This window comes from Sphaerochaeta globosa str. Buddy (assembly GCF_000190435.1).
GTDB lineage: Bacteria > Spirochaetota > Spirochaetia > Sphaerochaetales > Sphaerochaetaceae > Sphaerochaeta > Sphaerochaeta globosa.
In genome coordinates, this window is sequence record NC_015152.1 from 2,570,950 (window position 1) to 2,597,628 (window position 26,679).

Annotated in this window: 21 protein-coding genes; 10 read left to right on the forward strand and 11 right to left on the reverse strand. The window is 39.5% G+C overall.

The features are described from left to right. Window positions 1-161: 161 nt before the first annotated feature. Window positions 162-1,190: an IS1/IS1595 family N-terminal zinc-binding domain-containing protein gene (locus tag SPIBUDDY_RS12050; protein ID WP_013606133.1), complete on the reverse strand. Its 1,029-nt coding sequence runs from the start codon at window positions 1,188-1,190 to the stop codon at window positions 162-164. A gap of 325 nt (window positions 1,191-1,515) precedes the next feature. On the opposite strand from SPIBUDDY_RS12050, the gene SPIBUDDY_RS12055 reads away from it, so the two are divergent. The 3 genes from SPIBUDDY_RS12055 to SPIBUDDY_RS12065 all read left to right on the forward strand — a co-directional run bounded on the left by SPIBUDDY_RS12055 (window position 1,516) and on the right by SPIBUDDY_RS12065 (window position 4,908). Beyond that, a complete protein-coding gene (locus SPIBUDDY_RS12055; protein ID WP_155816105.1) occupies window positions 1,516-2,337 on the forward strand; it encodes a hypothetical protein in 822 nt (273 codons plus the stop codon). 29 nt (window positions 2,338-2,366) lie between these two features. Continuing rightward, window positions 2,367-3,449 carry a toll/interleukin-1 receptor domain-containing protein gene (locus SPIBUDDY_RS12060; RefSeq protein ID WP_013608041.1) on the forward strand — a complete coding sequence of 361 codons (1,083 nt, stop codon included), beginning with the start codon at window positions 2,367-2,369 and terminating at the stop codon, window positions 3,447-3,449. Between the two features lie 532 nt (window positions 3,450-3,981). Next, window positions 3,982-4,908: a hypothetical protein gene (locus SPIBUDDY_RS12065; RefSeq protein WP_013608042.1), complete on the forward strand. Its 927-nt coding sequence runs from the start codon at window positions 3,982-3,984 to the stop codon at window positions 4,906-4,908. A gap of 283 nt (window positions 4,909-5,191) precedes the next feature. Here the strand turns inward: SPIBUDDY_RS12065 and SPIBUDDY_RS16290 are convergent, their stop codons facing one another. Further along, window positions 5,192-5,338, reverse strand: a complete 147-nt coding sequence (locus tag SPIBUDDY_RS16290; protein WP_013608043.1) for a hypothetical protein — start codon at window positions 5,336-5,338, stop codon at window positions 5,192-5,194. Between the two features lie 36 nt (window positions 5,339-5,374). Between SPIBUDDY_RS16290 and SPIBUDDY_RS12070 the strand changes: the two genes are divergently transcribed. After that, a complete protein-coding gene (locus SPIBUDDY_RS12070; protein ID WP_013608044.1) occupies window positions 5,375-6,169 on the forward strand; it encodes a hypothetical protein in 795 nt (264 codons plus the stop codon). Here the strand turns inward: SPIBUDDY_RS12070 and SPIBUDDY_RS12075 are convergent. Next, a complete protein-coding gene (locus tag SPIBUDDY_RS12075) occupies window positions 6,161-7,168 on the reverse strand; it encodes an IS1/IS1595 family N-terminal zinc-binding domain-containing protein (RefSeq protein WP_013606063.1) in 1,008 nt (335 codons plus the stop codon). The genes SPIBUDDY_RS12070 and SPIBUDDY_RS12075 overlap by 9 nt on opposite strands. A gap of 125 nt (window positions 7,169-7,293) precedes the next feature. Between SPIBUDDY_RS12075 and SPIBUDDY_RS12080 the strand changes: the two genes are divergently transcribed. Beyond that, window positions 7,294-7,719: a hypothetical protein gene (locus SPIBUDDY_RS12080; protein ID WP_041380765.1), complete on the forward strand. Its 426-nt coding sequence runs from the start codon at window positions 7,294-7,296 to the stop codon at window positions 7,717-7,719. A 25-nt stretch (window positions 7,720-7,744) separates the two neighbouring features. Here SPIBUDDY_RS12080 and SPIBUDDY_RS12085 read toward each other — a convergent pair whose 3' ends face one another. Both SPIBUDDY_RS12085 and istA read right to left on the reverse strand, forming a co-directional pair. Continuing rightward, window positions 7,745-8,527, reverse strand: coding sequence for an ATP-binding protein (locus SPIBUDDY_RS12085; protein ID WP_013607225.1), 783 nt, complete (start codon window positions 8,525-8,527; stop codon window positions 7,745-7,747). Next, window positions 8,517-9,803: an IS21 family transposase gene (gene istA / locus SPIBUDDY_RS12090; protein WP_013608045.1), complete on the reverse strand. Its 1,287-nt coding sequence runs from the start codon at window positions 9,801-9,803 to the stop codon at window positions 8,517-8,519. The genes SPIBUDDY_RS12085 and istA overlap by 11 nt, the downstream gene beginning before the upstream one ends. Before the next feature lie 144 nt (window positions 9,804-9,947). Here istA and SPIBUDDY_RS12095 point away from each other — a divergent pair, with 144 nt between their 5' ends. Further along, entirely contained in the window at window positions 9,948-10,319 is a 372-nt protein-coding gene (locus SPIBUDDY_RS12095; RefSeq protein ID WP_041380767.1) for a hypothetical protein, read from the forward strand. A 140-nt stretch (window positions 10,320-10,459) separates the two neighbouring features. On the opposite strand, the gene SPIBUDDY_RS12100 is transcribed toward SPIBUDDY_RS12095, so the two are convergent. The 5 genes from SPIBUDDY_RS12100 to tnpA form a co-directional block, all read right to left on the reverse strand. After that, window positions 10,460-13,819, reverse strand: coding sequence for a helicase-related protein (locus tag SPIBUDDY_RS12100; protein WP_013608046.1), 3,360 nt, complete (start codon window positions 13,817-13,819; stop codon window positions 10,460-10,462). Next, window positions 13,816-15,642, reverse strand: coding sequence for a phospholipase D family protein (locus tag SPIBUDDY_RS12105; protein WP_013608047.1), 1,827 nt, complete (start codon window positions 15,640-15,642; stop codon window positions 13,816-13,818). The genes SPIBUDDY_RS12100 and SPIBUDDY_RS12105 overlap by 4 nt, the downstream gene beginning before the upstream one ends. A 1-nt stretch (window position 15,643) precedes the next feature. Beyond that, window positions 15,644-16,870 (reverse strand): DUF6361 family protein, encoded by a 1,227-nt coding sequence (locus tag SPIBUDDY_RS12110; protein WP_013608048.1) that lies wholly within the window; start codon window positions 16,868-16,870, stop codon window positions 15,644-15,646. Next, window positions 16,867-17,112: a hypothetical protein gene (locus SPIBUDDY_RS12115; RefSeq protein ID WP_013608049.1), complete on the reverse strand. Its 246-nt coding sequence runs from the start codon at window positions 17,110-17,112 to the stop codon at window positions 16,867-16,869. Before SPIBUDDY_RS12115 ends, SPIBUDDY_RS12110 begins: the two co-directional genes overlap by 4 nt. A 431-nt stretch (window positions 17,113-17,543) precedes the next feature. After that, on the reverse strand, window positions 17,544-17,963 hold the full coding sequence (gene tnpA, locus SPIBUDDY_RS12120) for an IS200/IS605 family transposase (RefSeq protein ID WP_013608050.1): 420 nt from the start codon (window positions 17,961-17,963) through the stop codon (window positions 17,544-17,546). 237 nt (window positions 17,964-18,200) lie between these two features. Between tnpA and SPIBUDDY_RS12125 the strand changes: the two genes are divergently transcribed. Further along, window positions 18,201-19,574, forward strand: coding sequence for an ApeA N-terminal domain 1-containing protein (locus tag SPIBUDDY_RS12125; RefSeq protein ID WP_013608051.1), 1,374 nt, complete (start codon window positions 18,201-18,203; stop codon window positions 19,572-19,574). A 660-nt stretch (window positions 19,575-20,234) separates the two neighbouring features. Continuing rightward, window positions 20,235-22,433 (forward strand): hypothetical protein, encoded by a 2,199-nt coding sequence (locus SPIBUDDY_RS12130; protein WP_013608054.1) that lies wholly within the window; start codon window positions 20,235-20,237, stop codon window positions 22,431-22,433. A gap of 985 nt (window positions 22,434-23,418) precedes the next feature. On the opposite strand, the gene SPIBUDDY_RS12135 is transcribed toward SPIBUDDY_RS12130, so the two are convergent. Beyond that, window positions 23,419-24,606, reverse strand: coding sequence for a PIN-like domain-containing protein (locus tag SPIBUDDY_RS12135; RefSeq protein ID WP_013608056.1), 1,188 nt, complete (start codon window positions 24,604-24,606; stop codon window positions 23,419-23,421). 366 nt (window positions 24,607-24,972) lie between these two features. Between SPIBUDDY_RS12135 and SPIBUDDY_RS12140 the strand changes: the two genes are divergently transcribed. Both SPIBUDDY_RS12140 and SPIBUDDY_RS12145 read left to right on the forward strand, forming a co-directional pair. Continuing rightward, complete coding sequence (locus SPIBUDDY_RS12140; protein ID WP_013608057.1) at window positions 24,973-25,305, forward strand: hypothetical protein; 333 nt, start codon at window positions 24,973-24,975, stop codon at window positions 25,303-25,305. A gap of 373 nt (window positions 25,306-25,678) precedes the next feature. Next, a complete protein-coding gene (locus SPIBUDDY_RS12145) occupies window positions 25,679-26,572 on the forward strand; it encodes a restriction endonuclease (protein WP_013608058.1) in 894 nt (297 codons plus the stop codon). Window positions 26,573-26,679 lie beyond the last annotated feature (107 nt).

A 26,679-nucleotide genomic window follows, 5' to 3' on the forward strand; every position in this document is an offset into this window, starting at 1 on the left:
TCACAGGATGCAACTGTAAATGTGATGGGTGTATCCCAGGTTACGATTCATCGGAGGATGAAGAAGATCAAGGAGGATTTCAGGTTGTTCTATGAGGGATGACAATACCAGATAGTGACTTTTCTTCATTTAATTAAAAAATCCGTATTTGCACACGGGAGCTAGAAACCTTCAGAATTCGCTTTCTTCTTGAGAAACAGCTCCCGATATGAGATGTTTCGGGAGCACTCAATTCCCAAATTGATCAAAATATCCACTTTTTCAAGCTTTTCCTTAGGAGGATTCATCACGAATGAGAAGAGGTTGATGAAGCCTTCAATCGAGTCCCTGTCGAAGCTGGAATGGGCAAGAAAGAACCTCTTCAGATAGAAATGGATTCTGTTGACGCGTTCCATCGGGTTTTCCTTGTCTTGGAGCTTCTTAAGCTCTGCCGACTGGTAGGCCCTGCTTTGAAGGCCAAGTCCCTCAACAAGCTTTCTGTGGGAGCCTTCCTTGTCATGGATGAGCACCGAACCAGGCCTGATGTGATCCTTGAAGGATTCGTACGCCTTTCTCTGGGTTGGCTTTCCGTATCCCTCCAATGTGCAGAAAACATGATGGGAGTCGCAGGCGACGCCGATGCAGATCTGGTTTCTCGATATGCCTCTCAGCTTCTTTCCTTCCTGCATGACCAGATCCGAGGTGCGTACGGAATAGAAGGTCTCATCAAGGGTCACCTCACCCTCGAGGACGATGCCCTCCTGGTATTCCTGGACAAGGAGGAATACCTTCTCAAGCCAGAATCGGGACGTGGTTATGGCGTTCTTGTTGTTCCATGAGTCCGCACGCAGGCTTACATAGGAAAACAAGTTGTACAGATACTCTATCCATTCGCTGATTGGTATCTTGTGCCCGTCGAAGACCGTTCCCGTAAGCACGGTGAATTTCCTGTTGCAGGCATTGCATCGGTACATCTGCACACCATTTGCCGACAGTCCGGCCTTCTTAATGTCACTGGATCCGCACAGCCTGCAACCAAAAGGAATCTTGCTGTTGAGGAACTCGGCTTCATTTGTTTCGGCTAAGGCATGGTGCCGCTCATGGTAATGACGCTCATGATGCTGCTTGATGAAAGCCTGGGAAGGAGTGATGTCTCCTTGTTCATCCCAGGGCGTGGAACGCCGGGATGTGCTGTGCTGATCTGGTTTCATAGGTGGTGGCCTCTTGAAGAACCAAGCTTTGAAGCTGCATCAAGGGCCACCACGCTCCAAATGCAGCCTCTCCGCCGGATTCATGGATATTCTACCATGATTCGGCGTCCCTTCCTATTCACTGGTCAGCTCCCGTGTGCAAATACGGATTTTTAATTAAAAAGTAACACGGAGTATTCGGGAGGAAGTTCTGTACTTCCTCTCGAATTATCTCATTAGGACCAAATCACATCCATTATGGAAGAAATAAGTAATACAAATTTTCATCATGTCGTTTTGTATGATATACTATGCTCTAAGCAAAGATTTGTGAGGCAATGTGAAGATGCAACATAAACTTTATAACAGTTCCATCACAAGAGTAAGGCCAGTATTTAAACAATTAATTCATAGGAAAAGTATGGACTGGATTCCAACAATCTTAGAACTATGTGAATCAGAGTATGGGAAAGGACTAGTCCGTATTGTAGGTTCAATTTGCGATTACTCACTCCAGAAAAAACCCTATACAGACCCTATACAAAAGCAACTAGGAATGAATTCGATTGATCTGGAAAACTGTTTTGAATTCTCATTGTCGCCTCCTGTAAGATTCCTTGAATGGCTGATTCAAAACCCTTTACTCATGAAATGGCCAAACGGTAAGAAGTATAGTGAACAGACAGAATACAAACGACGGAAACTTTTCAATAATGACTCCACTACAATTGCTGAAGCATTAGAATTGTTAAGAAACAATCAAGTTAGAAACCCAAATCGAGACTGGTGGGTATTTGAAGGTTTCACAGAAGTTGATTGTCTAATCGAGACTGAGAATATAGTTTTAGCTATTGAAGGCAAAAGGACAGAAGAAGGCCCTTCCCAATCCGTTGACTGGTATCCGCAAAGAAACCAACTGGTCAGGAATCTTGAGGCTCTCAAACAATATGTAAAGGATAAAGAATATGCTCTTATCCTTATTGATGAGGAAGGGAAATATAAACTTGAGGAGACAATGTTCACGGCAAGTCTTCCTCACCTTTCATTAGAGGAGAGGGTTGAATTGAGAAGACACTATCTTGGGAATATTACGTGGAAGCAAGTTTGTATAGCCACAGGAATCAATTACTCAGAACTGCCAAACACTATCGATGATATCGTCAGATAAAACTATTCTTCTTTATGAGGTAAGTCCCCATGAATGAACAAAACATCAAATTTGAACTTCCCAAAAAAATTGATACATGTTTAAAAATTCTTTCGAAACAATTCCAAAAACAGGGACGGAAGGATCTTCAAGAGATTGTAGTCAACTCAATCCCAAGGATTCAAACCGGTTGGTCCTTTGATAATTGGAATGGGGGAACATATGGACATGCTCTGTACTTGGCAGTTCCTGAGATAATTTACCCAAACAATGCAGATGATAAAACCGAGCTGCAAGATCAAATAACGAAAGCAATAAATAAAGTTCACGATATACAGAATGAGTTAATAGCAGAAGTTTTCATTGAGACGCAGGAGGGATCAGAAGTAATTGACTGGCGAAAAGAGTCTGGGCTTTTGCTCCCAAATAAACGAGTCATTTCAGCGCCTGTTACAGAACGTATTTGGGGAGATAAAGGGTTCCGTGTTTTTCTTAGCCATAAGACAGAAGTTAAAAAAGAGACTGCTCAACTTAAAGCAAAATTAAAATTATTTGGAATTTCATGTTTCGTGGCCCACGAGGACATTGATCCTACACAAGAGTGGCAGACTGAAATCGAAAATGCCCTTAATACAATGGACTCCTTTATTGCATTATTAACCGGTAGTTTTCATGATAGTAACTGGACAGATCAGGAGGTTGGTTTTGCTTTCGGTAGAGGAGTTCCCATCATTTCAGTCAGGCTAGAAAGAGATCCTTACGGATTTATTGGCAAATTCCAGGCGCTATCAAGTACTTGGATTGGAGCTCCTGATAAAATTGTGCAGATTCTTATCAAGAATGATGCAATGGTAAATGCTTATATTGAAGCTATTAAAGATTGTACTAATTATGACGAAAGTAACAAGTTATCTGAATTATTGCCATATATTGAGAAACTTTCCCAGAATCAAATTGACAATATTATTGATGCATTTAACAGTAACAGCCAGATAAATGAAAGCTATGGATTTAATGGTAGAAAACCAACAAAATATGGTGAAGGCTTAGTTTATCATCTAAATCGCGTAAGCAAAATAGATTTCAAGCTCACTCAATGGAATCAGATTGAGCGGCTTAATGATGTGAAATAGCTATCCATTACTCAATATCTACGAAATATGGCAACTTGCTCGCCAACTAGCATTGGTGAGTATTAAATTTTATCCTTGATAAGGAAATGTGGATCTGTACTTTAAAACTTATTATTCCCAATCATTTATTAATCCTTCATGTAGAACCCCGTATCATACCCCGCCGCATCCAGGGTCAACCCCTCAGCCCATGATGGCACGATGCCCATGTTCCTGTCGAGCTCGTCGATCTACATTAGCTTCGATGCTTCAATGACCAGCTCATTATGGATGTGCATAACGGTTCGACATTCGATAGACACCAGTCGATTCTGGCTGTTGATATAAACCTCACTCTCAGGATTGGCAGATCAGAAAATTATTCGTAAGAGATGTTTAAAAATTGGTTTCTATTAATTCCTGCATAAAGCCAAGAATTTTTTTCAAAAACATGCTAATAGTGATATAATACATACTATATTCCAATTATAAGGAAATTTTGATTGCCTTCCTAAAAATAAATACTTTTTTTGTTCGGAAGAAGGAGCTTGCAATGCCTGAAAATATTGATCTCCAAACAAGAATGGAATGCTTTCTTAATAACCACATAATTGAAGGTATGAGCAGGGAGTGGATTGAGCATCATTACTTGACCCTTTACGATGAAATCAGCACAGATCCAGAAATGATAGATGCAAATGCGAGTCAAATCATCGAAGAAACTGAAACATATCTTCGCGATATAATAGTTTCATATGAGAAAGTAAAACTACTTGGGCATAGTGATGCTTTTTCACAAGTCTATGCTGAAAAATTTTTTATAGAAGAGAATGACTCAACAGTTAAAGATGCTGCCTACAGATATTTATATTCACTTGATAAAAATATATCGTATGAGGAAAAAAGTAAGCTTATATTCGATGAGGCTTACATCGATTGGCTAAAACAAGGAAAAGATCCAATCGAATGCAACAAGTATGCCCAAGAAATTTCTCATGGAGAATTCGATTCTCGAGCCACGGAAAAAGCAGAACAATATTTCCATTACTATAAGTCAGCCATAGAAAACGGTGATTCCTCCACTTATTCGAACATTTATGCTGATAGTCTTTCCAGTGGAGACCCTCTGGAATTTGCGCAAGTGAAAGCCAGGACTTATGAAGAACAGATTCTTGAGGGAAACGGGGAAGAATATTCTGAATATTATGCAGACAAGTTTGCTGATAAGTTTTTTAATGCAGACGCAAGGGGGTTGATTGAGACAGATCTAGATCGACTTTATTATAAGATGATTGCAAGGGTTCAAGCGTATATACACTTCAACAAAGAAACCTATAATCTAAAAATATATGGAGATATTTACGAGAACATCTATCTCAACTACTTTTTTAGTCCAGCTTCAAAAGATAAAGACTTTGTTGTCCATGAGGACTTGGAAAAAGAGATTGAAGATAAATATTATTGGAGCATTAATAGGTAAACTACCGGCGTTATTCAGATGACATTTTCTATAAATCTCTATGTTCATATCAATCGGCATGCATTGTCTTTTTGATCAATAGAAAAATTGTAATTTATTTATCAGTTTCCATTAATCTTTACCAAGTTATGTGTTACAAGGCATAACAATGTGAACAGGCATGGCAATTGTCCATTAGATGGTAATTTTAATACTGTCTGGATGAGTTGTCACGATATTCTCTATAGTCCGAAAGAGAGGGCTGTAGTTAACAAGCCCTCTCCTATTATTCAATTAAAAAGAATTACTTTTTACCTCCCTTTTTCCCATTGTTTGCAGGAGGATTATTACCTCGGTTTCCTCCACTGGGTTTGCTGTTTGGAGCCTTGGTTGGAAAGTTTCCACCGGTTTCAAAAAATGGGTTTCCAGGTCTTACAGTAGCTTTTGCCATAAAATTGCCTCCAATTTTTCTTGATAGTAGAAATATATGACTCTACACTTAAAAAAACTAACAAAAGAAGAGACATTTTTTGAGATGAATGAACAATATGGATTCCCTTCTCTAGAGCAGATAAATCGCTTCATGAGGATTGTTCTTGGTGATAAGGCTCTTATTGAAATCCTAAAAGCAAAGAGAAATATTCATAATGCAGATGCATGCATTGTAAAAGATTGGAATCGAATATGTAGAGGAGAATATGCGGGTTCTAAAAAATCAGATAGTTTCAAGGGCGAAATCGGAAGCGCCTGCTACTTGTGGTTCGAAGAATATGAGTGCACTAAGAAGCTGGGCAGCATTTTCTATCACTTGATTCTGGGGTGGTATGAATACCTTGCAAGTTCTGAGTGTTTATTGACAATTCCTGAATTTTCAACAAAGACCTTTGTTCAGAGGATTGCTTTGGAATTCTTTCTTAATATTTACAAATATTTTCCAGATAGCATAGATACTAAAAAACTGCTTTTAGAATCATGTACCTATGAGATGGTATTCAAGAATGTGAAGGAATCGCTAAAACTACCAAAATTATCTAAACTCTATGATGACTTCGATCGGAAAGCTCAAAATATTGAAAGCTGTTCTGAATCATCAGAATATGGAAGAACACTAAAACGGGTAGTAATGAAGAATGTAAACCCAAGTAAATGGGAATTCTTCAAGCGTCTGATAGAAATTTATCCGGAACAAAAAGAGCTGTTACTTCAACAATATTTCATTAATAATTTAAAACCCTCTTTTGCACAGTGTTGGTCGCCAACTGCAAATAGAGCGTTAGTTTGAGTATTTCTCTCTGTAACTGAGCGAAATAGGGTTTTCGAAAACCCTGTTGAGTAGAGTTTCAATCTTTTTGTACGGGTCGTTGGGAGGATTGACAATAAAAGCAAAGAGGTTCAAGTAATCAGAGAGATTGGCTCTGTCAAAACCGGAATGCGAGTTCAGGAACTGCTTGAGCTGTCGACAGCGCTGGTTGATTTCGTTCATTGGATTTTCCTTGTCAGGCAAGCCTTTGAGCGACTTCGAGCTATGAGCTTCACTCACCAAGTGCAGGTCTTTCACCAGACTGTCATGGCTTTTCTCTCTATCATGGACAAGGGTTGTCCCTGGCTCGATATGATGAAGGAATGCCTCCAACGTTTTCTTGGAGGATGTCTTTCCGTTCCCCTCGATGGTACAGAAAACATGGCCGGAGAGATCGCATCCTATCCCCATGCAGATCTGGTTTCGTGATAGACCACGATACTGCAGCCCATCCTCCTTCATCTGGATATCTTCTTTCCTCAGCTTGTAGAAGGTCTCATCGATGTAAGCTTTTCCCCTGAGAACAATAGTATCTTGGTATCCCCTGAGTGTAAGGCAGAGTTTGGATGTCCAGTAATTCGTTGTTGTGTCGCTGTTTCTGTTTGATTTCGATACTGAGTTGAAGCTCTGCATCCTGAACAAGCCGAGCAGATAATCCACCCATTCGCTTATGGGTATCTTGTGGTTGTCGAATATGGTGCCCGTTGTGACCGTGAAAGTCCTTTCGCAATCCGAACACCGGTAACGTCTGACATGGTTGCTCGTGAATCCGTATTTCTGGATCTTGAGGCTCTGGCAATACCGGCACTCCTGGGGTGCATAGGAGTTGAGAAGCTCACTTTCTTCGGTGTCCGAAATTGAGGGATGCTTCTTCTTGTAGTTGGACAGATTGATTGCATCAATGAATGATTGCAACGGGGTCGCATCGTCCTTGCCGGTCCAGGGTGTCTCCTTCCTGGATGAAGTGATATGCTTGGGCATTGTGGTAGTCCTAAGCATTGGGAGAACAATGGGCAGGGACTACCACATCTTCTGCTCCATCGCCCTCTCAATGCCTTATTACCTTACCACTAATTTCAATATTTTGCTAACAGTTTACCAACACTGTGCAAAAGAGGGTTTATAATTTAAAAAAGGCTTTTTTAGATGTTTTCGGATTTACAGAAGCTGATTGGTCAAAAATTATGGATTTACAAAAATCAGCTATTGAAGATGCCGTTCACTACCCATCGATAGAACATAGCTTCCATAAGATATTACTAAATTTGCCAACACTTATCACATGTGATTTGATTAGTGTTCTGAACAATCTGAAAGCTTCTTTCAATTCTCCATCAGTCAAGCAATATAAAAAATATCTAGAAGATAAAGTGCCTCATTGTTGTAGCTTTTTACTTCCGTGGATAGAAGGATATTATGAGGTAAAAAAAGGCAATTTTAAATGCGCTGTTAGGGTCGGGCGGATTGAACCATTAGGAGACAGGAAGAAAGAACCAATTTGGGTCAGTCACAACCAAAGTCAGAGTAAATAAACCAAATCTGCCAAGATTCATTTCTTTATCTGAACTTGAGGAAGTTCAACTCAATCTGCTCCCTATCCGAACCTCTGTGACTCTGCCCAGAAAAGGTCATGCAGATGGCCTTGTCCCAAAGTCTGTCGATGGCACATTCAAGAGCATCATCCTCATCAAACACTTCCGGCCACTGAGAAAGATCTTTGTTGCTGGTAAGAACAATGCTTCCCGTCTCCTTCAGTCCTATTCGGTCAACCAATTGGAAGAACAGAAGCGTCTCCTGCCTGTTGAGCTTGCAGTATCCCACCTCATCGACAATAAGGCAGGAATACTTGGAAAGTCCGTTCAGGAGTTTTCCGGTCTTTTCTCCGACAATCGCATCATGAAACTTATCTTTCAGCTCATCCATCTTGATGAAGTACGCCTTCATCTTGTTGCTGCAGCATTCATTCCCGATGGCCATAGCAAGGTGGGTTTTACCAGTTCCCGTCGGTCCAATCATTATTACATTTCTCTTTGAACTGATGAAGGAAAGGCTTTTCAATGATAGAACCTGCCTTTTTGCCTTCTCGTTGAGAAGATCCATGTTGAAGTTGCCGAACAGGAGAGGATTTTTCTGTGGAATTCTCGAAAGCTTCTTCAAAGTGCTTATCGAAGACGCGTTCTTCTTCGCAACCATTGCGCCAAGGAGCCTGTCCAAGATGTCGAGTTCGGTTGGTGTAACATCAGAAGTCAGGCTCCATCCCAGGAAATCATCCGGTGAAAAAGGCAATTTCAGCTCCATTACGGCCTTCTCGTACCCGATGAGAAATTCGTCACTTGTCATTGAACGAATCCTCCTTCAGGATAGAGAACCTATCAAACCTCCTACTTGTATCCCTTGGAGGGACAAATGCCAATGTCGAGGTGACTTTTTGTGTCGGCTGTTCCTCCGGTTCAAGAGACCATTGTCCGATGCAGTTGTTCGGTTTTTTTGACCAGTTCACGTGATGCGCATAGAGTTCATCGTGTGTGTCAGGAGTAAGAATCTTGAGCACATCACCCGTTCTCTGGACCCTCACGAATTTGCCAGAATAGCAGAGGGGCACACCGTAGATCCTGTTCTCGTAATTCACGTATCCGTCATAAGAAATTGTCCTCATGGGAGCAAGATACGGGATTAGACGAGCAATTTCAGGAAGGATGGAAAAAGCTTCGTGCTTATAGTGCTCTTCCATCGGTACGACATCCCTGCTTCTGGTAATGACGTTGTTCTTCTCGTAACACCAAGTTCTGGCTTCGTTGTTGAGATCGGTTATGTTGGTGAAGGTCTTTCCGACTATGAAGTTCTGCTTCACATAGAGTATCAGCCGCTCGACAGCCCCCTTGGTGAAGGGATGAGCAACCTTGCACAGCTTGGTCTTGAATCCGATCAAAGTCTGGAAGGCCTCGTATTCCTTGTTCCAGACAGGAGTCCCATCGCCAAGTCTCTTTATCACAACACTTTTCATATTGTCAGTAAGGACTGTCTTTGGGACTCCCATCACCATGAAGGCATGTACCATGCCGATGAAGAGGTTCTCCTGCTTGGCTGACGGAAAGAACTCCACGTATCGGAGACCGCAGTGATGGCATACCATTGCAAAGCATGCACACTGCCAGATGTTGCCGTAATTATCGCAAACATTTACAAAACCCCAGTCCATCTGGAACATCTCTCCAGGCTCAGTGACATATCGTCGACCACGGTTTGGCGTGTTTGCTGCAAGGATCCTGCGGGCAGGCACCAGGTCAAGATGCTTACTGATGTAAGCCTTCACCGAAGTATGGCTGCCTTTGTAGCCTTGCCTTCGTAGTGCATCAAAGATAACAGACGAATTCTTGATTCCTTTGGCAAGGTATTCAGTATTGATGAATTCCGAAAAGGGCGAAATCTTCGTCGTCTTCGACTTCCCGGTATTCCCGTTTGGCATGAGCTTGAAGTCATTCTTCTGCAGGTGCCTCAACTGTTGACGTGAAAGATGTAGCATTCGTTCCAGCTCGGCAAGGTTCATCTTGCCGAACTTGGCTATAACATCTTTCACTGCTTGTGATAGTATGTCCTGTGTAATCTCTTGGGACATGTGTTCTCCTTTACTTGGCAGATTTGGCTATCCACCAGTATAGGGCCTCATGTCCCATTTCTGTTTTGGTTATTTTCTATTGTCTTGTATTGGTTGTTTTCATCCGGCTATTTGTGGTTGTTTTCGCCCGACGCCAACAGCGCTATGGAAAAGTATCAAGAAGCATTCAAATATCGCCATATGGCAAGTGATTTTTCTAGTTTTTTTCTGTGTCAGGCAATTTCACTTGCTTTGTATTCCTACGCCAAGAATGAGAGAGAATGCGGTAGGAGCTACTCAAGGAGAATCTCCAAAACAGCGAAAACGTACAAGGAGTATTGGGAAGTAATACATCCAGGCACTGGTTTGGATTTACCAAAAACCATGAAGGATCGGGAAATCTGGTTCAATGATTGCTTCTCTCAGAATACTGTCCAAGATGTGATATCTGGGATAATTCGTTTTTCTGAGCAAAAGATTGATGAGCAGGTTTGCAAAGCATTAGCTGTAGTTTTTCCCAATTTGTTTGGAAGATGAGCTAATTGCTTTCAAATTGTTAGTAAGCAGATTTCTTTTGTTTTTTGGAAACAACTACCGATTATCCATACGTAGCCATTTATGAGTCAGTGAATTTTTTCCCTCTAACAGCCATAGAAGGTACTTGGTAAATTACACCATTACTCATCAATAAGCGTATCCGATTCATCACTACTGTTATGCGTAAAATGACTTGCATGTTCTCTTGATCGGTAGTGAGGGCTCAGGTTTATAAATAAAGCTTTCACTTCCTCCTTGCTGAGATTTCCAAACTGCTCTATGAGCTCTTCCTGCCTTGGTTGACCTAAAGTTATCCTATACAAGGTAAGCACCTTGAGCAGATATTCATATAATCCCTGATCCTTGCTTAGGGTAAATTGAGGAACAATCCTTTCAATCTTATACCTTAGACTATCATCGTTCTGGTCAGATTTTTGGATTCCCCAGAATGGAATGAGTTCAGATGATTTTCCAGCGAAAGCTTTACTGGCCAAATCAAAGATTTCTGCCCACACATCATCATTAAACTGCGCATCTCTAAACCTACTAGCTAGATTCTTCCGGATTGCAAAATTCTTGAATCGATTTATCCTACCTTCACGTTGCTCAAAATCAATCGGATTCGAAGGCAAGTTCCAATGCATAATTCTTCTGCAGTAGTAATGAAAATCAAGCCCTTCCTGGCCTACCGAAGTTGTTGCCAATACGAATGGGTAGAATGGAGAATTAAAAGCATGACGCAGAGCATTTTTCCGTGAAACGGCCTTGTCTTCATCCTTGGTTTTATAGAACCCGGCTGCAAAATGTGTTCGCATTGACATCTTGTTATGAGATCCATCTACTTCATGGATTCTTGAATGGAAACTTTCGCAGGAATCGACTTGAATCGAAGCGGATCTGATGTTTACGTAGGAGGATAACAGACTGAACAATAATTTCCGGTCCGACTCACTTGATGACAGCCTGTTATCCTCTGAAACCATGTGAGCCCACTCATCCAAGACAGATTGAAAGCACCCTTCACAGCAGTATCTCAAAACTTGTTTCCAATGACCCTCTCCGCTATTGAGTTTTTCAGCCAATATAATTATGGCAATCGCCTCAGGAGAATTGAATTTATCAATCATCCTTCGTGCCAACAATGAAGATTCCAATAACAATCCATCACTACTGCGATACGCACATACTGCAGGAGATCCCACTGTCATGAGAGCTAGTACTTCCACAAGATCTTCCGGAAGTTTCCCAGTAGGAGGATCTCGCAATTCTTCTCTTACTTTTTCCAGATGCTCTATCAGATTGCTTTTGTCATCCGCCAACTCATTTTTTCTGGTTTTAATCGCATTGATCCAGTTATCTACAAACCCGTGTTGCTGTTGATTATCAAGGATCATTGGAATCAGATAATACCAACTGGCATCTGCCTGTCCGTCATTATCAACTGAAATTTGCAAGGAGGTAATGCGTTCAGCCAAATTCTGTTTGATTGATTGAAAAAGATTATCATAGGTTAACTTACCATTTAGGGTAGCGATGGGATCAAATATTTTTGATAGCGTCATAGAAGGATACAAGAGCGTCAAATATTTATGTCTTTGGTTTTCCTCGATTGATCCCAACTCCAATCTTCGAGCTGGATTCCTTCTCTCGCGTTTCTCACCATCAACATCTTTCTTGGACTTTCTGGTGAAATACTTGATATTCTTCAGCTTATCCTTAAGCTTCCCTAGTGTTTTCAATTCAAGTTCATATGACATGAGCGTAGCTATCATTCGTGGCACCATTTCCCACGATGAAAATACTAAGATTTTTGAAAACATATCTTTGTTCTTGAAAGTTCCTTCCAAAGAGAAGCACGGCGATGAAGGTGGAACCCACAGCAGCAGTTCGTTGTTTCTTTCAAAAGCAATCTTCCTCAACATTTCAAACCGGGAATTCGGAATTGAAAAATCGGTATAGGTCTGAATCTTATTCCGATTTAACCAAACAGAGGGACTCTTCAGCAGTTTCTTCTGATGTGTAGAAAGATTGCTCCATTCATTTTTAAGGAACTTTTCCAGTTTTACCTTAATCTGATACTTATCGAGATAGGATAACAAAAATGGAGCTGATTTAGCATATTCTATAGGTAAGTTTTCTTTCCCTAGACTTCGAAAAATTGCCTGTGTATCGAGATAAGAGACAATGTCCGACTCATTCGGAATAATTGGCACCGTATGGGTTTCATTGTCGATAAGATTTCCGGCATCCTCTGCGACATGTCGTTCTGTTTTGCATATATGTTTGGTCATTGACTGTTCAACTGTGGTTTTGGCAACCTTCACCAATGCAAATCCTTTAGGCGTGAATTCACGTAATTTTTCTGAAAACGTATTCCAGTCCGTCTGGAATTCTTTATCAATCTCAGAATTGTTCATTAAAAAATTCATGATTCCCATGAATTCTGAGTAGTGACTTTCTTCTTGAGGATCCTCCATCTCCTCCAAAGTTGAATAGAGCTTATACGGTGTGGCGGACAGCAGGAGAACCTTGGGATCATTACCTCCCGTTGAGGCAGAAAGAAACTTTCTTGCGAGCAGAGATGTTTCAGAGCCATCGTCAGCTGAGATCAAGTTTTTAAACCTTTGAAACTCATCCATGATAATCAGATCCGGTTCCAACCTGTTGATACTGATTTCTGCAAAAAGTATACGCAAATTGCTGATGATATCGGCCGCATACGGAGACCGGTAATCAGGATCATTATCAATCTGCTGGCAACTCTCCTTCAATTGATCAATCAAGAATTTATGAGTAGTAGTAAAAGCTTCAGACAACTTTGTTCCCATGAAGGCCAAATACGCACCACTGCTGAGATCATTACAATTTTCGACTTGCTCTTCATAGAAATTACAGTCCCCATCCCAGTTCCTTTCCAACATCGCTCGATCGAATTTCAGAAATGACTTCAAGGAATCATACCAGATCCCAAATTCTTCGAGAGTTTTGGTCTTATTCAGCACAGCAAGAATCAAAGCTCGTTCAGCCTTTGTTCCGCCACTGGATTTCAACGAGAAGGAAGTAGCAGGGGTAAGTGGAATCAATTGAAAGTATCTCCCCTCCTGACCGATTCCATTATAATTTTGATATTCCTGTTGGAATATTTTCAGATGCTGCATCGAAAGCCGGGAATCAGCGATTCGATCAACCATGAAATCTTTCTGTCCGGTAATGATTAGTTTTCGGAGATTCTGATCGGCAATGTTCTGGTTGGAGCAGACATATACAATCTTAAACAGCTCATCACCTTCCTCTCGATGCCACCGAGCCGTGGATGCAATTACCCCCTTGGCTATCAATGTTTTACCCAGACCAACTTCATCCGCAACAAGTACACGATTGTGGCAATCATGAAAACACTTCATGACTTGCTTGACGGTTGCCCGTTGGAAATCCTTCAGCCCAGCAAGAGCTTTTTCTTCTAGAATCTTAAGTTCTTCTGGGGTAGGCAAATTACTCATATCTTCGCAACCTTGATAATTGTATTAAAGACTTCATGGAATCCCGCAGGTACCGAAGGATGGTCTTGCAGGTCTTCCAACAACTTCTCAATTTCTTTCAATCTGACGGGCTTATCTGCTGCAACCTTGAGCATTTTTTCATACATCGCCGGTATGGGTTTATTGTTGCCAGATAAATCAGCTGAATACTTCTTGAATCTTTTCAGTTCCATCACTACATCATCATAATAGTCATCGCCCATAAGCAATGACACATAGGAGATGAAGTCCTGTTCATCCCGAATGACTGACTTTACTATAGCAGCATCCCTATCTCCAGGCATTCCAGTCAATGGTATTCTGACAATTCGTTCCAATCTTGTATCAAGATCTCCGTCTAGCTTGATCAAGAAAAATTCGCAAAGCTGTTCTTTCTTCATTTTTGAGAAAATTATTTGGGTAGTAATGTCTTTCCCTAGGTTAGGAGATAAGAGTGGAAAAAGGCTACCCTTCACATCTTCGCACACATTGGATGCACTAATTTCAAAATCAAAGAAATCATCTCCAGTAGGCTTTACCTTCCCAGCAAACTCCAGCCGTCGCAAATATCCAGTCAACTCTTCCAGTGTTTCATCCTTTGGATCTGGAACGTACTCTGGCATTTCTTCAGAAAGCAACTCGAAAGGGCTATCATCGCTTTCCAAGAGTGCTCTCGAGAGCATTTCAGTATTCAACTTTCCCCAGGTTGTCGATAGTTTCAACATAAACTCGATATTGCCACCACTAAAAGCATTGTATGAAGCATTCATCGAACCTATAAATAATTCACTTTTTGAATTATATGTTCGAAAGAACAACTTTGCATGAATATCCTGACCATCCAGATTTGTGTAATCTTCATGTTCTTCCCCGCTATGGAAAGCTTCTTCTCGTAATGAATAGATATCAAAATCCTTACGGACTCTTTCGGAAAGCTTTGATACTTCAGATCTTCTGGTAATTAGAATGGGTCTGTAATCATGTAGATTTTTCCCACTCTTCATATCAAGCAATCTTTCCAGCGGGGTTTTCTTTCCTTGACCTCCAAGAAATGGAGACATGACGATTAGCCTATCCCACTTGTTAAATAGTCCGCTATTGTCAATGGAGTATGATCCCCCAGTCCCACGAGAGATTCCCACAGGATGAAAATCAAAATCTACTTTATCTTCTCCAGAAGAGAATTTTACTTCCATGATTTCTTTTGCCATAGTTCCCAACATCTTTTTCTTCTGGCCTTGTTGAGTAGTGTCCTTGCATTGTTTCATGAGATATTTTAGGAAATCCTGAAGAGGGGCATTCTTAGAATCCTCTTCCTTCTCTGTCTTCCCCTCTAAACAGACGGCAACATCCCAACTGCAATCAAAGGTCAAGTTACGCGAAAGTATGATTACACGCCACAAATCACTGATTCCATTCTTGAATTTTACAATCCATACTTTGGGATGAAACACATGATGAATTCTTCTATTCGTCTTGATCTCAAAGACCATCGAATCAAGCAATCCATGTACAGGAATTATATCTTGAGGAATAAAAACCTGACCAGTCTGGCAGAACACCGCGATACGCTGGCTACTTAAAGTCAAAGCATTCAACATCCGTATGGGGTTCTTAAGACAATCGTCATCCATCGTTTCAGAAACTCCCAAAGCCATCGTAACGCCTATCAGGGAATTCAGGTCTAACGAATAGGTTGTCCCGACAGCAAATTCTGTCTCAAACCCTAAAGGTGGAGTAAGGAGCTTCATATAATCCAGTCGGTCTGATTGAGGATTCAACAGTTTCTTTTGTACATTTGCCATATTACATCCTCAACCCATGATGAATATCTGAAAGCAACTGTAGAGCAATCGGCAACCTATAATCCAATTCCTCGATGCCTATATTATGTTCGAGGTTAAGCTGTTGGATATTCTTGAACTTCGACCGGCTCCTTTTTAATGATTCTTCCCTTTTACGTATCAATCTATCTGCAGTATCAAAATCCCCTGTTTTCAAGGATTCATATACCAAATTCAAGAATTGTTTTGTCTTATTTTCCGACTCCCGAGTTAGTTTCAACAGAGTAAATATTTCTTCAAGATGATTATCGCCTAGATTATTGACCTGAACGAGAGATTCTTGCCACTTTCTATCATACGATTCTCGATTCATTCCCTCTCTTAATAACCAATTGAATCGCACATTAATGATTTTGTTGAAGGTTGCGAACCAAGATGCAAGTTGAATCTTTCTGGCCATCTCCGCATCTTTGAAGCCTGACAAGTCCAGAAGATCTTGGAAAGACAGATTATCCTTGGGCAATAAGTACCAATTATCTTGAACAAGAAAGTGTGCCAAGAGGCTTTCACTGTGGGAAGCGATAATCTTTTTTTGGAGAAAAACCGCCTCACCATAGGTCAGCTTGATCGTCGATTGGTCCAAGGAGTCAGGAATATTTTCAGGAAAATCAAAAAATGATAATCCAATAATCATATACGCGGGGTCATCATTCAGAGCATCTTCATCATCTTCAACTTTTTTCCCAGACAACTTCCCTTGCTCACGCTTACTATGATGATTTTCGACGAACATACAATACTGGTTGAGTGAGAAATTTTTCAGATGCTCTTCAGGAGGATCGAAAATCTTCCAAGATCGTATTCCACTCCAGTAAACACTGCTAGGCTTACGCTTCAAATTTATACCCGAGTCTTGTCCGATGATACCGCGTAAATCATCGCCTGAGTTGTCCTTCAAATCTTGAATCAATTCCAGCTCTCGCTGCTCAATCAAATCTTGCATTGACCCTTTCTTAATATTTTTCCCTGTAATTATTTCACGGAAGATGTACGGGATAAGCACAAAGTATTTTGCCCGAGTCTGTATAGTACTGGTTCCAGGGAAGAAAATATCCGCAAATCCATCTCGAATGGCACCTATACCCAATTCATCCAAGGCAGTCTTCTGTGCCAAATTATGCAAAATCTTCATGACTTTGTCTCGTTGTTCTCTGGAAAAATCAATCCAGCCTAACTGAAGAATCTTCATACTAGTATTACCCAATCTTTTTTGTGCTTTGCAGCAAGTACTCTTGCTTTCTCAGACTTTTTGCCCAAACAGGGATCCAATACAATTCTGTCAATAAATGCTTGGTGCGGAGCAGATACATCGTCGTCAGCTTGGAACAAGAAATTAATTACATCAATCATGATTGTCCTAGTTGAGTCAGCACCGTTGTGGGTATAACGAAACCCAAGGTTCTCAAGCTTCAACTTCTCTACTTCAAACATTACCACCCTTCCTGAGTATTAAAACCATACAGCACACACCGACAAGCAGAGCAAGTAGAATCTTTGAAGTAATTAGTCAGCTTTAGTTTCAGTGAATCTTTGTAGCACCTTTTTCTATTATATCTACATTAATAGCCAATGGAAGGGTGTTTTTAATATTTTGCTATGGGAAATTCGCCAATTCCCGGACAAGCGTACTGATGCTGTCTATCCAAACTTTAAAGCATGCGCACACCTATAAAGCTCCTGACGCGAACAATACGGTACTCTGTAGTAGGTAGCCTTCAAAGCTTTGGCTCGGTCATATCATTTGCCATATAAGCTGAATTACTCATATTCGAGTATTATACTCACTATTAGTTACTTTTAGTTACTATTACTAAAGTCGCTCCGAATCGCACTGGTACTTGCTGCCCCTCAAGGGGCTCTGCTCACGTGTCGGCGCCTATCTTGTCCGATTCCTCTTGGTTCTGGATGTACTTCTTGATCACATCCTCGTTCAAGCCAATCGTGCTCACATAGTACCCTCTTGCCCAAAAGCTCCTGTCTCGACCTATTCGGCGCCTCCATTCCGGGTGCCTGTCAAACAGCATCAACGCGCTTTTGCCTTTCACATATCCCATTATCTCTGCTACCGAGTATTTCGGTGGTATCCGTACGCTCAGGTGGATGTGGTCCGAACATACAGCCCCTTCCACTATTGCTATCTTCTTGTTCGACAGCAACGTCCTGACCACCTCTATCACTTCCCTGCGGCACTCGCCGTACAAGACCTTCCTCCGGTATTTCGGTATCCATACGATGTGGTACGTGCAATCCCATGTCGTATGTGCTAGACTCTCTTCTACCATAATTCCTCCTGTGCTTTTGTGTTTGTTTGCGTTTCGGAGCGCTACAAATACTCTAGCATGGGAGGTTTCGTTTCCCTAATGTTTCCGAGTGAAACCAGTTACCGCACCACAGGCATAGCCTGTGGGTTTCTCACACTACTAAAATAAGTATCACTTGAATATAGCCTCTCGACACGCAATAATTGGAAGTAATTATTGTTTGTCTGCATTAGGACATCAAAAAAAAAAGGAAAGTCTATGCAAAACATTTCTTGTAATGGAATGTGGCAAATTAGTGGTATTGATCAGTCTATTCCTGGGAAACTTACTTTTTCACCTCAAACAGGGGGACGCATTGAACTTTCATTAGGTTCCTTCGAGATAAACAAAAACTTGTCAGAAATTCTTTTAAGTGAAGGAATAACTATTCAAGGTGAGGTAAAAGACTTCTTTGATAAATATTATACATGTCTGAATTGCAGAAGCATTACTCCATTAATCAATGTAGGCCATCAACTTACAGAATCGGTAATTGAGAATTATTACAAATCCACTAATAATACTTATACTTATATCTTTGATTTTCTACTTGAAGATTATTCCATAGATAATATAGATGCACCTGATTTCATCTCTTGCGATGTTATCTATAATCAGTTGGAGAATTGGCTTGACTATATCCCATACACTGTGGGGGAAAAAGGCTATCTGCAAAAAGGCAATGACAAAAAAATCTCTATAGAGATCAATGATATTAGTATACTAATTAATGAACGAATTCTAAGCCACACTCAATTACTACCACCTAGATCGTATGTAATTGAATCAAGTCCAACAATGCAAATCATTTTCAATACAACAACATCTATCAGAGAAGTCATTTCCTATGTCGAAAAAGTAAATACATTTTTATCCTTTGTTACAGATGAAGCTTCATGGGTATCTGGTATTTCTCTTTCAAGTGATACTCAAAGTGGTCACTACGCTTTATATTTCAGGCAAGTGCAGTTTGGGAAAAAATTTAAACCAAAAGGAAATTGGTTAATAGATAGTGCATTAATCGAGAAAGCTCTACCCCAAATAATTATAAAATGGATTGACAGCTATGACAAAGCACCTGGAGCTTTCATCTTGTATTTTATGACTTTCTACTCATTCTCTACGCTTACCCTTGAGCAGTTGTTCCTAAATCTAGTATCAGCGTATGAAGGGTTTTATCGTGATCTCTATTCAACCAATAATAAATACATCAAGACAGCTAAATTTAGAGCCGTAAAGAGACAAATAGACACATTCATTGATAGTCTAGACACAACCGAACAACTTAAAGCAAAGTTAAAGTCTGGTATCGAGCATTCAAACCAAAAATCACTTCGTACCATGATAGAAGATGTTTTCACCAACCTTTATTTTAGGGAACGTGGAGAACCATTAACTCCTAAGAATATCAGTGATTTTCGCAATCAGTACGACCATGCAAAAAAAGAAATATCAGTAATAGAAAGGAAGAAACTGTACAGGGCATGTAATATTCTTGATAAACTCATAAAGTACATACTGCTTTCATCAATTTTCAAATCTCTCTCACCTGAACAAACCGACAGGATTATTTTTAGTACCAATCGATTTTGAACAAAGAATTTGGACTTATTATCGAATTCATACCACTATGGAAAGCCGATTACTCTAATTCAGGCAGAGATATGATATACACGGGAGAAGGGATAGTCTTGGGAGTATTAGCTATAACAGCAATTGGATAATCTTTCGAAATCACATCAAAACGAAAGCTGAACATATCTACAAATTTTGTCTGGTTAATCCGATCACATTCACAGGTGAAATCCGGAAATCTATCATCAGTTAAAGAGTAATAAACCTCATCACCTGTCTTGCCTGTATCATAGAGAATCTCTTCCAGCTTGGGTAACAACATGCAACAATTGAGGTAAGTAAGAGGTGGTAGATGCTAGCAATATGATGTCATTGAGGCCGACATGATAATAATCCTCAAGGTCGGGGTATCTAGCTGTTTTTATTTGGGAGGCTCAGATCTTCTGACGAAAACAAAGAATTTTTCAGAACCAATAAACTTGACAAATACTAGGCTCAGATATGAGAATAATTTGAAAGTTTACTCCATGTTTATACACTCTTTTAGTAAACTCTTCTTGCGGAGAGACTATAGAACGCTAGTAAAGACTCATAAAGAATTAATAATTTTAATGAGTAAAGTAGAAAGGTTGGCAACATATCAGATTATTTGCAAGCATCCTGTTATTCTTTGCTTTAGTGATTCCTTTATTCGGAACATCTATCCGTGCAACGGGAGAAGGTGCTACCTTAAGTGAGGCGAAAGCTTTTGCAGGACAGGAACTCTTAACCAAAATCATTGTTACAGTATCTTCTGAACAAAGACTCATACAAGCAGCTTCAGATAAAGATAAAACTGAGTTATTTTTTGAAGATATCCAACTTCAGTCTGAGCTTGATCTTATCGGAGTCGAGTACCAGACTGTAGAACTGAACAAGAACCGAGTATTTGTTACAGCAGTTCTCTCAGATTCTACATTACCTTTATATATGGACAAACTATCTTTGCTAAAACAAAGTATTGAAGAGATTGAAAAACGCTTGGATGAACAATCCAGCATTGAATCAAAAAAAGTCTATCTATTACGATTGATCAGCTATTACGCAGAATATGAAGCATATAGTATTATTGCCCGGCTTTTTGACAACACAATCAAGATCCCGAGACTATCGAGAACTCGGGCAGGAGCTGAACTTGACTATCTAAATCTTTTAATTGCTGAATCTGAGCTGTTGAATATAACACTTGCAGACATAAAACAGGGCACTTCGTCAATAAAAAGTCAATTAACGGCTGTGGAAGCAAAATCCAAGATTCAGATGATTGCACAACAATTGGAAATCAACCAGAGAGAACTCAATAGGATAGAACAGGAACAATCCAAAAAGCGAGATCTATTCTTTTCTGATATACAAAACGCAATCCAAGAAAGTGCCAAGCAAATGGTCCTTCTAGCTGTTATAAAGAATGGACAAAGAATAGATGAAAAACCAGGCATCACTCCATATGAATTGATTGTGCAGCTGGAGGATCTTAAGCAGCGATATTTGGAAATCCAAGCAGCAATAATGAATGAATATAATTACTTATCAGAAGGAATTAAAAATCGATATGAGCAAGAAATTGCGACGATAGAAGGAGCATCCTATCGCATTGGAGAAATAGCAAACGGCATGCCAACAGAATGGGCAATCAATCTTCGCAATAACCAGATTGTAAACAAGAATGGCGAGATGCAAATAGAGCTGGATTCAGTCATGAAAGCTCTAGAAAACTCAGTAGCTTCCCAAATGTTTGATATTAAAACAAGTATTGAATTAGGTTATAAAAACCTAGAATCAAAAACCTTCTTTATTGATTCTTCTTCAAGTGATTTTGTCTATAAGATAGAGTCATATGACGGACTTATAAGGGCTTGGCCGATAATGATGAATTACACAATCCTAGGGGTTGACTTCCAACAGGACCTTGAGTTGACTTACTCGGAAGTAACATCATTGCCTCTTCCGAATTTTTCAACAGAAACAGATGATGACATTGAGGCATATCACCAATATTTGAATAATGTCGAATTGTATGAAACATATTTGATGTCAACAACCGGCCCCATTACAACTCGAGTTAGCTACTCAATTAGCATATCTGATCAACTGTCTTCATACGTAATCATCCCAAGGGCATATACGGTTATTCGGACTGATACTGGAAGGATAATTCTTGAGCAACCAATTGAAGATGCTGTTTTGGATTCAAAGGTATATATATACCAACCAACAAGCAACTTCCAATTTCCGTTTGAATCAGTTTATGATTTAGAACTCTCTCGAGTTGCAGAAAAGAAAAAGGAGATAGAGAGAAAGAGAAAGGAGATAGAGAGAAAGGAGAAGATTAAAAATCATTTAGCCTCTGAACTATCGAACCCGAAGATGTTTTATCGTTCCGGGATTGGAATCAGCCTTGGAACTGGTTTTTTTGATTATACATATACCTACACATATTCCAATTTACCTAATTATAGTTATGATACCGAAATTTCGGTTATAGCTTTCCCGATCTCTTTGTCAGTATATTTCACTCCGATTAACTATTTCTATTTGGGGTTAAGTTTGGACGCACAAATATTATTAGATTATATGGAAACATATCCTTCATATATTGGGGTTTCCTCGATATTGGGACTAACGTATCCATTATATTCCGAATCCATTAGTTCAGTTTGGAAACCTTTTCTTGAATTACGTCTAGGAACAAGCGCAATGGGTACTGAGACTGTACTCGGTCTGGGCGTTGCTTATTGTGAGAAGGATATAGGTATAGGAGGGGATATGGCTATACGAATTAATACGTCAGGCCCATTAAAAGGTATGTTTTCTATGATATCTGGCGTTACCTTTTAGGCACTTAAGCATTCTACTCGTTTTGCTTTAAATACATGCTTGTAATTGTCTTAATTACAGCAATTCTTCAATCATTTCTTGACTAAATCATTACTTGGAGTTGTTGTGTTCTGCCATAACCGGCCCCGACCACTACTATCATGGAAGAAATATAAAACGGCCGTACAGCAGTGCGCTTGTAATTATGGATGTCTAATCATCCGATAATTGCAATAACTTCGCTTCATGATTCACCATTGACCTCTGGCTACAAGTCGGTATTTTAACACATGCCTCGATTAGTCAATTATGCTAAAGCCAAGTGAATTATACTTCGTATAGAGGATATTTTGTTTTTAGCAAACCACTATGTGTACCAACAAATGTACCAAAATACCAATAAATGTACCAATTCCGGTTTGTTTTAACTTGTTTTAGGTTGTTTCATAATGCTTGACAGCAAATCGATTTAGGAACATAATAAAACAAATTAGATGTGATCAAGTGCCCGCTCATAATCCGTGGGTCGAAGGTTCAAGTCCTTCTGGGCCCAATAATAGAACTCTTTGCAATGCAAGGAGTTCTTGTTTTTTAGAGATACTCTTATATTCCAAATGGATACACCATAAAGGTAAAACCCGATAATTCTTGGGAGCCTAGGGTGGAAAAAAATGTTAATTGAACAGTCAAGTGAATAGAACTTTAGTTTGCCCAAGAGATGTCTTGACCTGATAAATGATACAAAGCTATTGGGGTAAAAAGGGCTGAAACCGCTATTGAATGCGGCATTTTGAGGTTTTCTCAATGTTGGAGAGTCTGTACTCCGACTTTTATAAGCGAGAATGCTTGGAGAGCCAGAGCTAGTGTGTAAATTGAAACCTTCTAATTGGCACTCAGGGAAAAATTTATTTGTGTAACGGTTCCTTTTATTGTCGTAATATTGATTACTTTTATAAGAGATTCTACTGGCTCCAGCCATCCTGACGTAGATGATATCTGTCTCAGGTTATTCTGAGGTTGATGCAATTATTGAATCCTCTCCAGTTATATTAAAGTAGTCTATGAGATTTTTAGTTTTGGATTGTAATTCCTCCAAGGATTTTTTTCCGAAATTACGAGAACTGGCTATGTCAAATAAAGTCATTTTAGAGAACATTCCAACTGTTGTGATTTCAGCATTTAAGCAGCAATTATTTGCTCTATTAGTCAAATCTAAGAATTGAATTGGAATTAAATATATAGCTCCAGGAAGCGTCTGAATCGCTTTCTTTATAACTTCTAGCTCTGATGATGAAAGATAATCGGATAGATTAATAAAGGTTGCTCCCCAGGGAACAAGGATATTAAGTTGCCTTTTTAAAAAGTACAAAGCTTTACTCGTATTCTTCTTTTCGAGGTTTACTTGAAGTTGGCTCATTAACGTCGTTAAACTCTTAACTTGGTTTTTATGCGCTTCTTTAAATTCTTTCAAGTTCATCAGAAGAAACGAGCATCCGGTTTCTTCTTCAAATTCACTTACCAATCTTTCTTTAGATTCTTCACTTAACCAATCGTCTTTCTTATCATTTGTAACGAATATGACTTCATGCCATCCAGTTTTCTCTTTAAAAATTTCATTTGTTGCCTTTATCATTTCTTTCCATATAATAAAATCCGAATATCTACTTATACCTTTTTTCCCATTATCTTTATATCCTGGAGGTATCTGGTTCCTGAATCTAAACTCGGCTTGTTCATACAACTTTAATTTTTCTGTATATGATAAAGGCTCGCGATAAAGCCTTGACTTAATAAAAGGTTCCAAATTTGAAATTGAATCCTCACAAATAGATTTGTTTCTGCTATTTGTATTAGACTTCAATTCTTCTGCTTTCTTACATACCTTGGGGCTTAAACACTTGTTAGAGAACTGTTTCCAATCTGGTATTGTTTCCACTAATGCTCGTAAAGCAGTTGCGGCCTTTGCCCAATCCTGGAATGCATGATCAATTGCATGAATATTTTTATGGTTAATAGTCCTGCAAATATTTTTGTATTCTTCATAGACAGTAGGGAGGATATAAATAATATCAATGAAGGGATTGAACAAACGCTTAAAATCTTCAACACTCAGACCATCTACCTTTAAGGGTATCAGAAGAATATTGGTATCAATAAAAATCAGAGTTTTTGAATGATTGTCTCTGTTGTTCACAAATCCCCCCTTTTTCCTCAATTTTCATAAAGCAAATACCTGAGAATGGTTAAGTATACTATATGAAGTCTTCTTGCGTATAACCTTTATATTTTTTGGATTCAGTAATTGCTCAGCAATTATTTACCGGCATCAGTATTCAATATCATAGGTAAAACTTTTTGCTGACTCGAACACTCCCAACCGATTTATATACATAATCAGATATTAGGAAGTACACTCTTTTCCAGAAATCCTTATGCATCATCCATGGCCTCATAAGTTACATTAATCAATGTGAGAAGTTACAATAATCAATCGACTAATATCACAATATCTGATATCTGTGTTTAAATATCAACATTCTAGGTAATGGAAAATACATGTATGGGAAAAATCCACGCGTATACGATTTCTTCAGAAGAATATGATCGGCTTACAGAGGCAGATGCCAAATATGCTGCCTTGATTAACCTGATTGAGAAGAATAATCCAGTCTTTATTACAGTGACTATGATTGCAAATTCACTTGGATTGAGCAGGCAGGATGTGATGAATCGACCTTGGCACATGCCTAACTTCGGGAAGTCTGAGAGCCCAAGTGAAAAACGCAAAAAGAGATTTTGGCATTACGGGGAATACCTAGATTGGATAGCCATTCCTGAATTTGAGAGAATCAAGCTATACCGTGAAATGGTCTATGAATCTGATTTCATTTGATCTGATTGTTGTATTCATTATTCGAGAACATAGCCCAGCTACTTGGCCGGAGGAACTCCTTCCAGTGAAGTGTTGAATCCCCGCCAGCATATTAACTGGTGGTGCAGAAAGAGTGCACAAATACCAATAAATCTTCTACAGCTACTTCAGCACTAGGCTAACAGTTCTCGCCATAACAACAACTGGACTCATGATGTTTCTTCTGAGATTCTGATTCCTTATCCAGTGTGGCTATAAAATTTGAAACAAATTGGGGAAAAAATGAAATATGCTACGAATTGTAAAAGATTTACAGATGGTATTTCTTGGCGTATAGTAAATTATGCAGCTATAACTGCCAAAAGATTACACTCATGATGATAGGAAAATTGTTATGGCCTTACCGTATGAAATCCGAAAGCAGATAATCCAATGTATTGGGACATGTTTTCATTACAAGGATAATGTTGAAGCCTTTTTAATGTCCTGCGAGTTAAATAGGAAAGTTGCCAGTAGGCATAAGGATGAGAAAAAATTCGTCTGGGCACGTCTTCTGATGGATGACCTAGATAACGACCCTAATGGAGAAATCTATCAACGGCGAATTTTAACTGAGTTATGCAAAATGCGGAAACTGCCTGATAATGATGCTCCAAATCCTAGTGCTGGTCTAGACGCCTTAAGAAGGCTTAAGGAACTTGCATTTGAAAATGGAATCATAGTTGAGGAAAATAAAACTAATGCAAAAATACGTAAACAAATCGCTCAAGAGAAAAACAAAATTGCGGAAGAGCGGTCAGCAGAACTAGTAAAATTGAAACAGACTGTCTATTCAGCTTTTGCCAATCAAGATAGACAAGGAGCCGGGTATGCACTTGAAGATGTACTCATGAGGTTATTCGCCCTTGAAGGTATCGAATACAGAAAACCCTATAAACTAGAAACTCAACAAATTGATGGGCATTTCAAATATGAAGGTTTCGATTACTTGGTTGAAGCTAAATGGGAAAACGATCCTCCAAATGAACAGAAAATTGGTGGGTTTGAGAGAAAAGTGAATACAAAACTGGACAGCACTCGGGGTATGTTCTTTTCGATGAATGGTTTCAGGAGAGAGGTTGTTCAAACCTTTGAAGGGAAGAAAGGAAATATTATTCTTTTTTCAGGGGAAGACCTAATGCACATTCTTGAAGGGAGGATTTCTCTTAGAGAGGCAATCCAAATCAAGATAGAAAAAGCAGCCCAAGAAGGAAAGCCATATACCCCAATCACATCAATCTTGAGTTGATTAAGCAAGTTGTTATTTTCAGCCCAAAAACGTTTACAGGGTACTGACTCTGAAAAAAAACATCACAAAATGAATCACTCTGTGGGTGTAGTTAAACACAATCAATA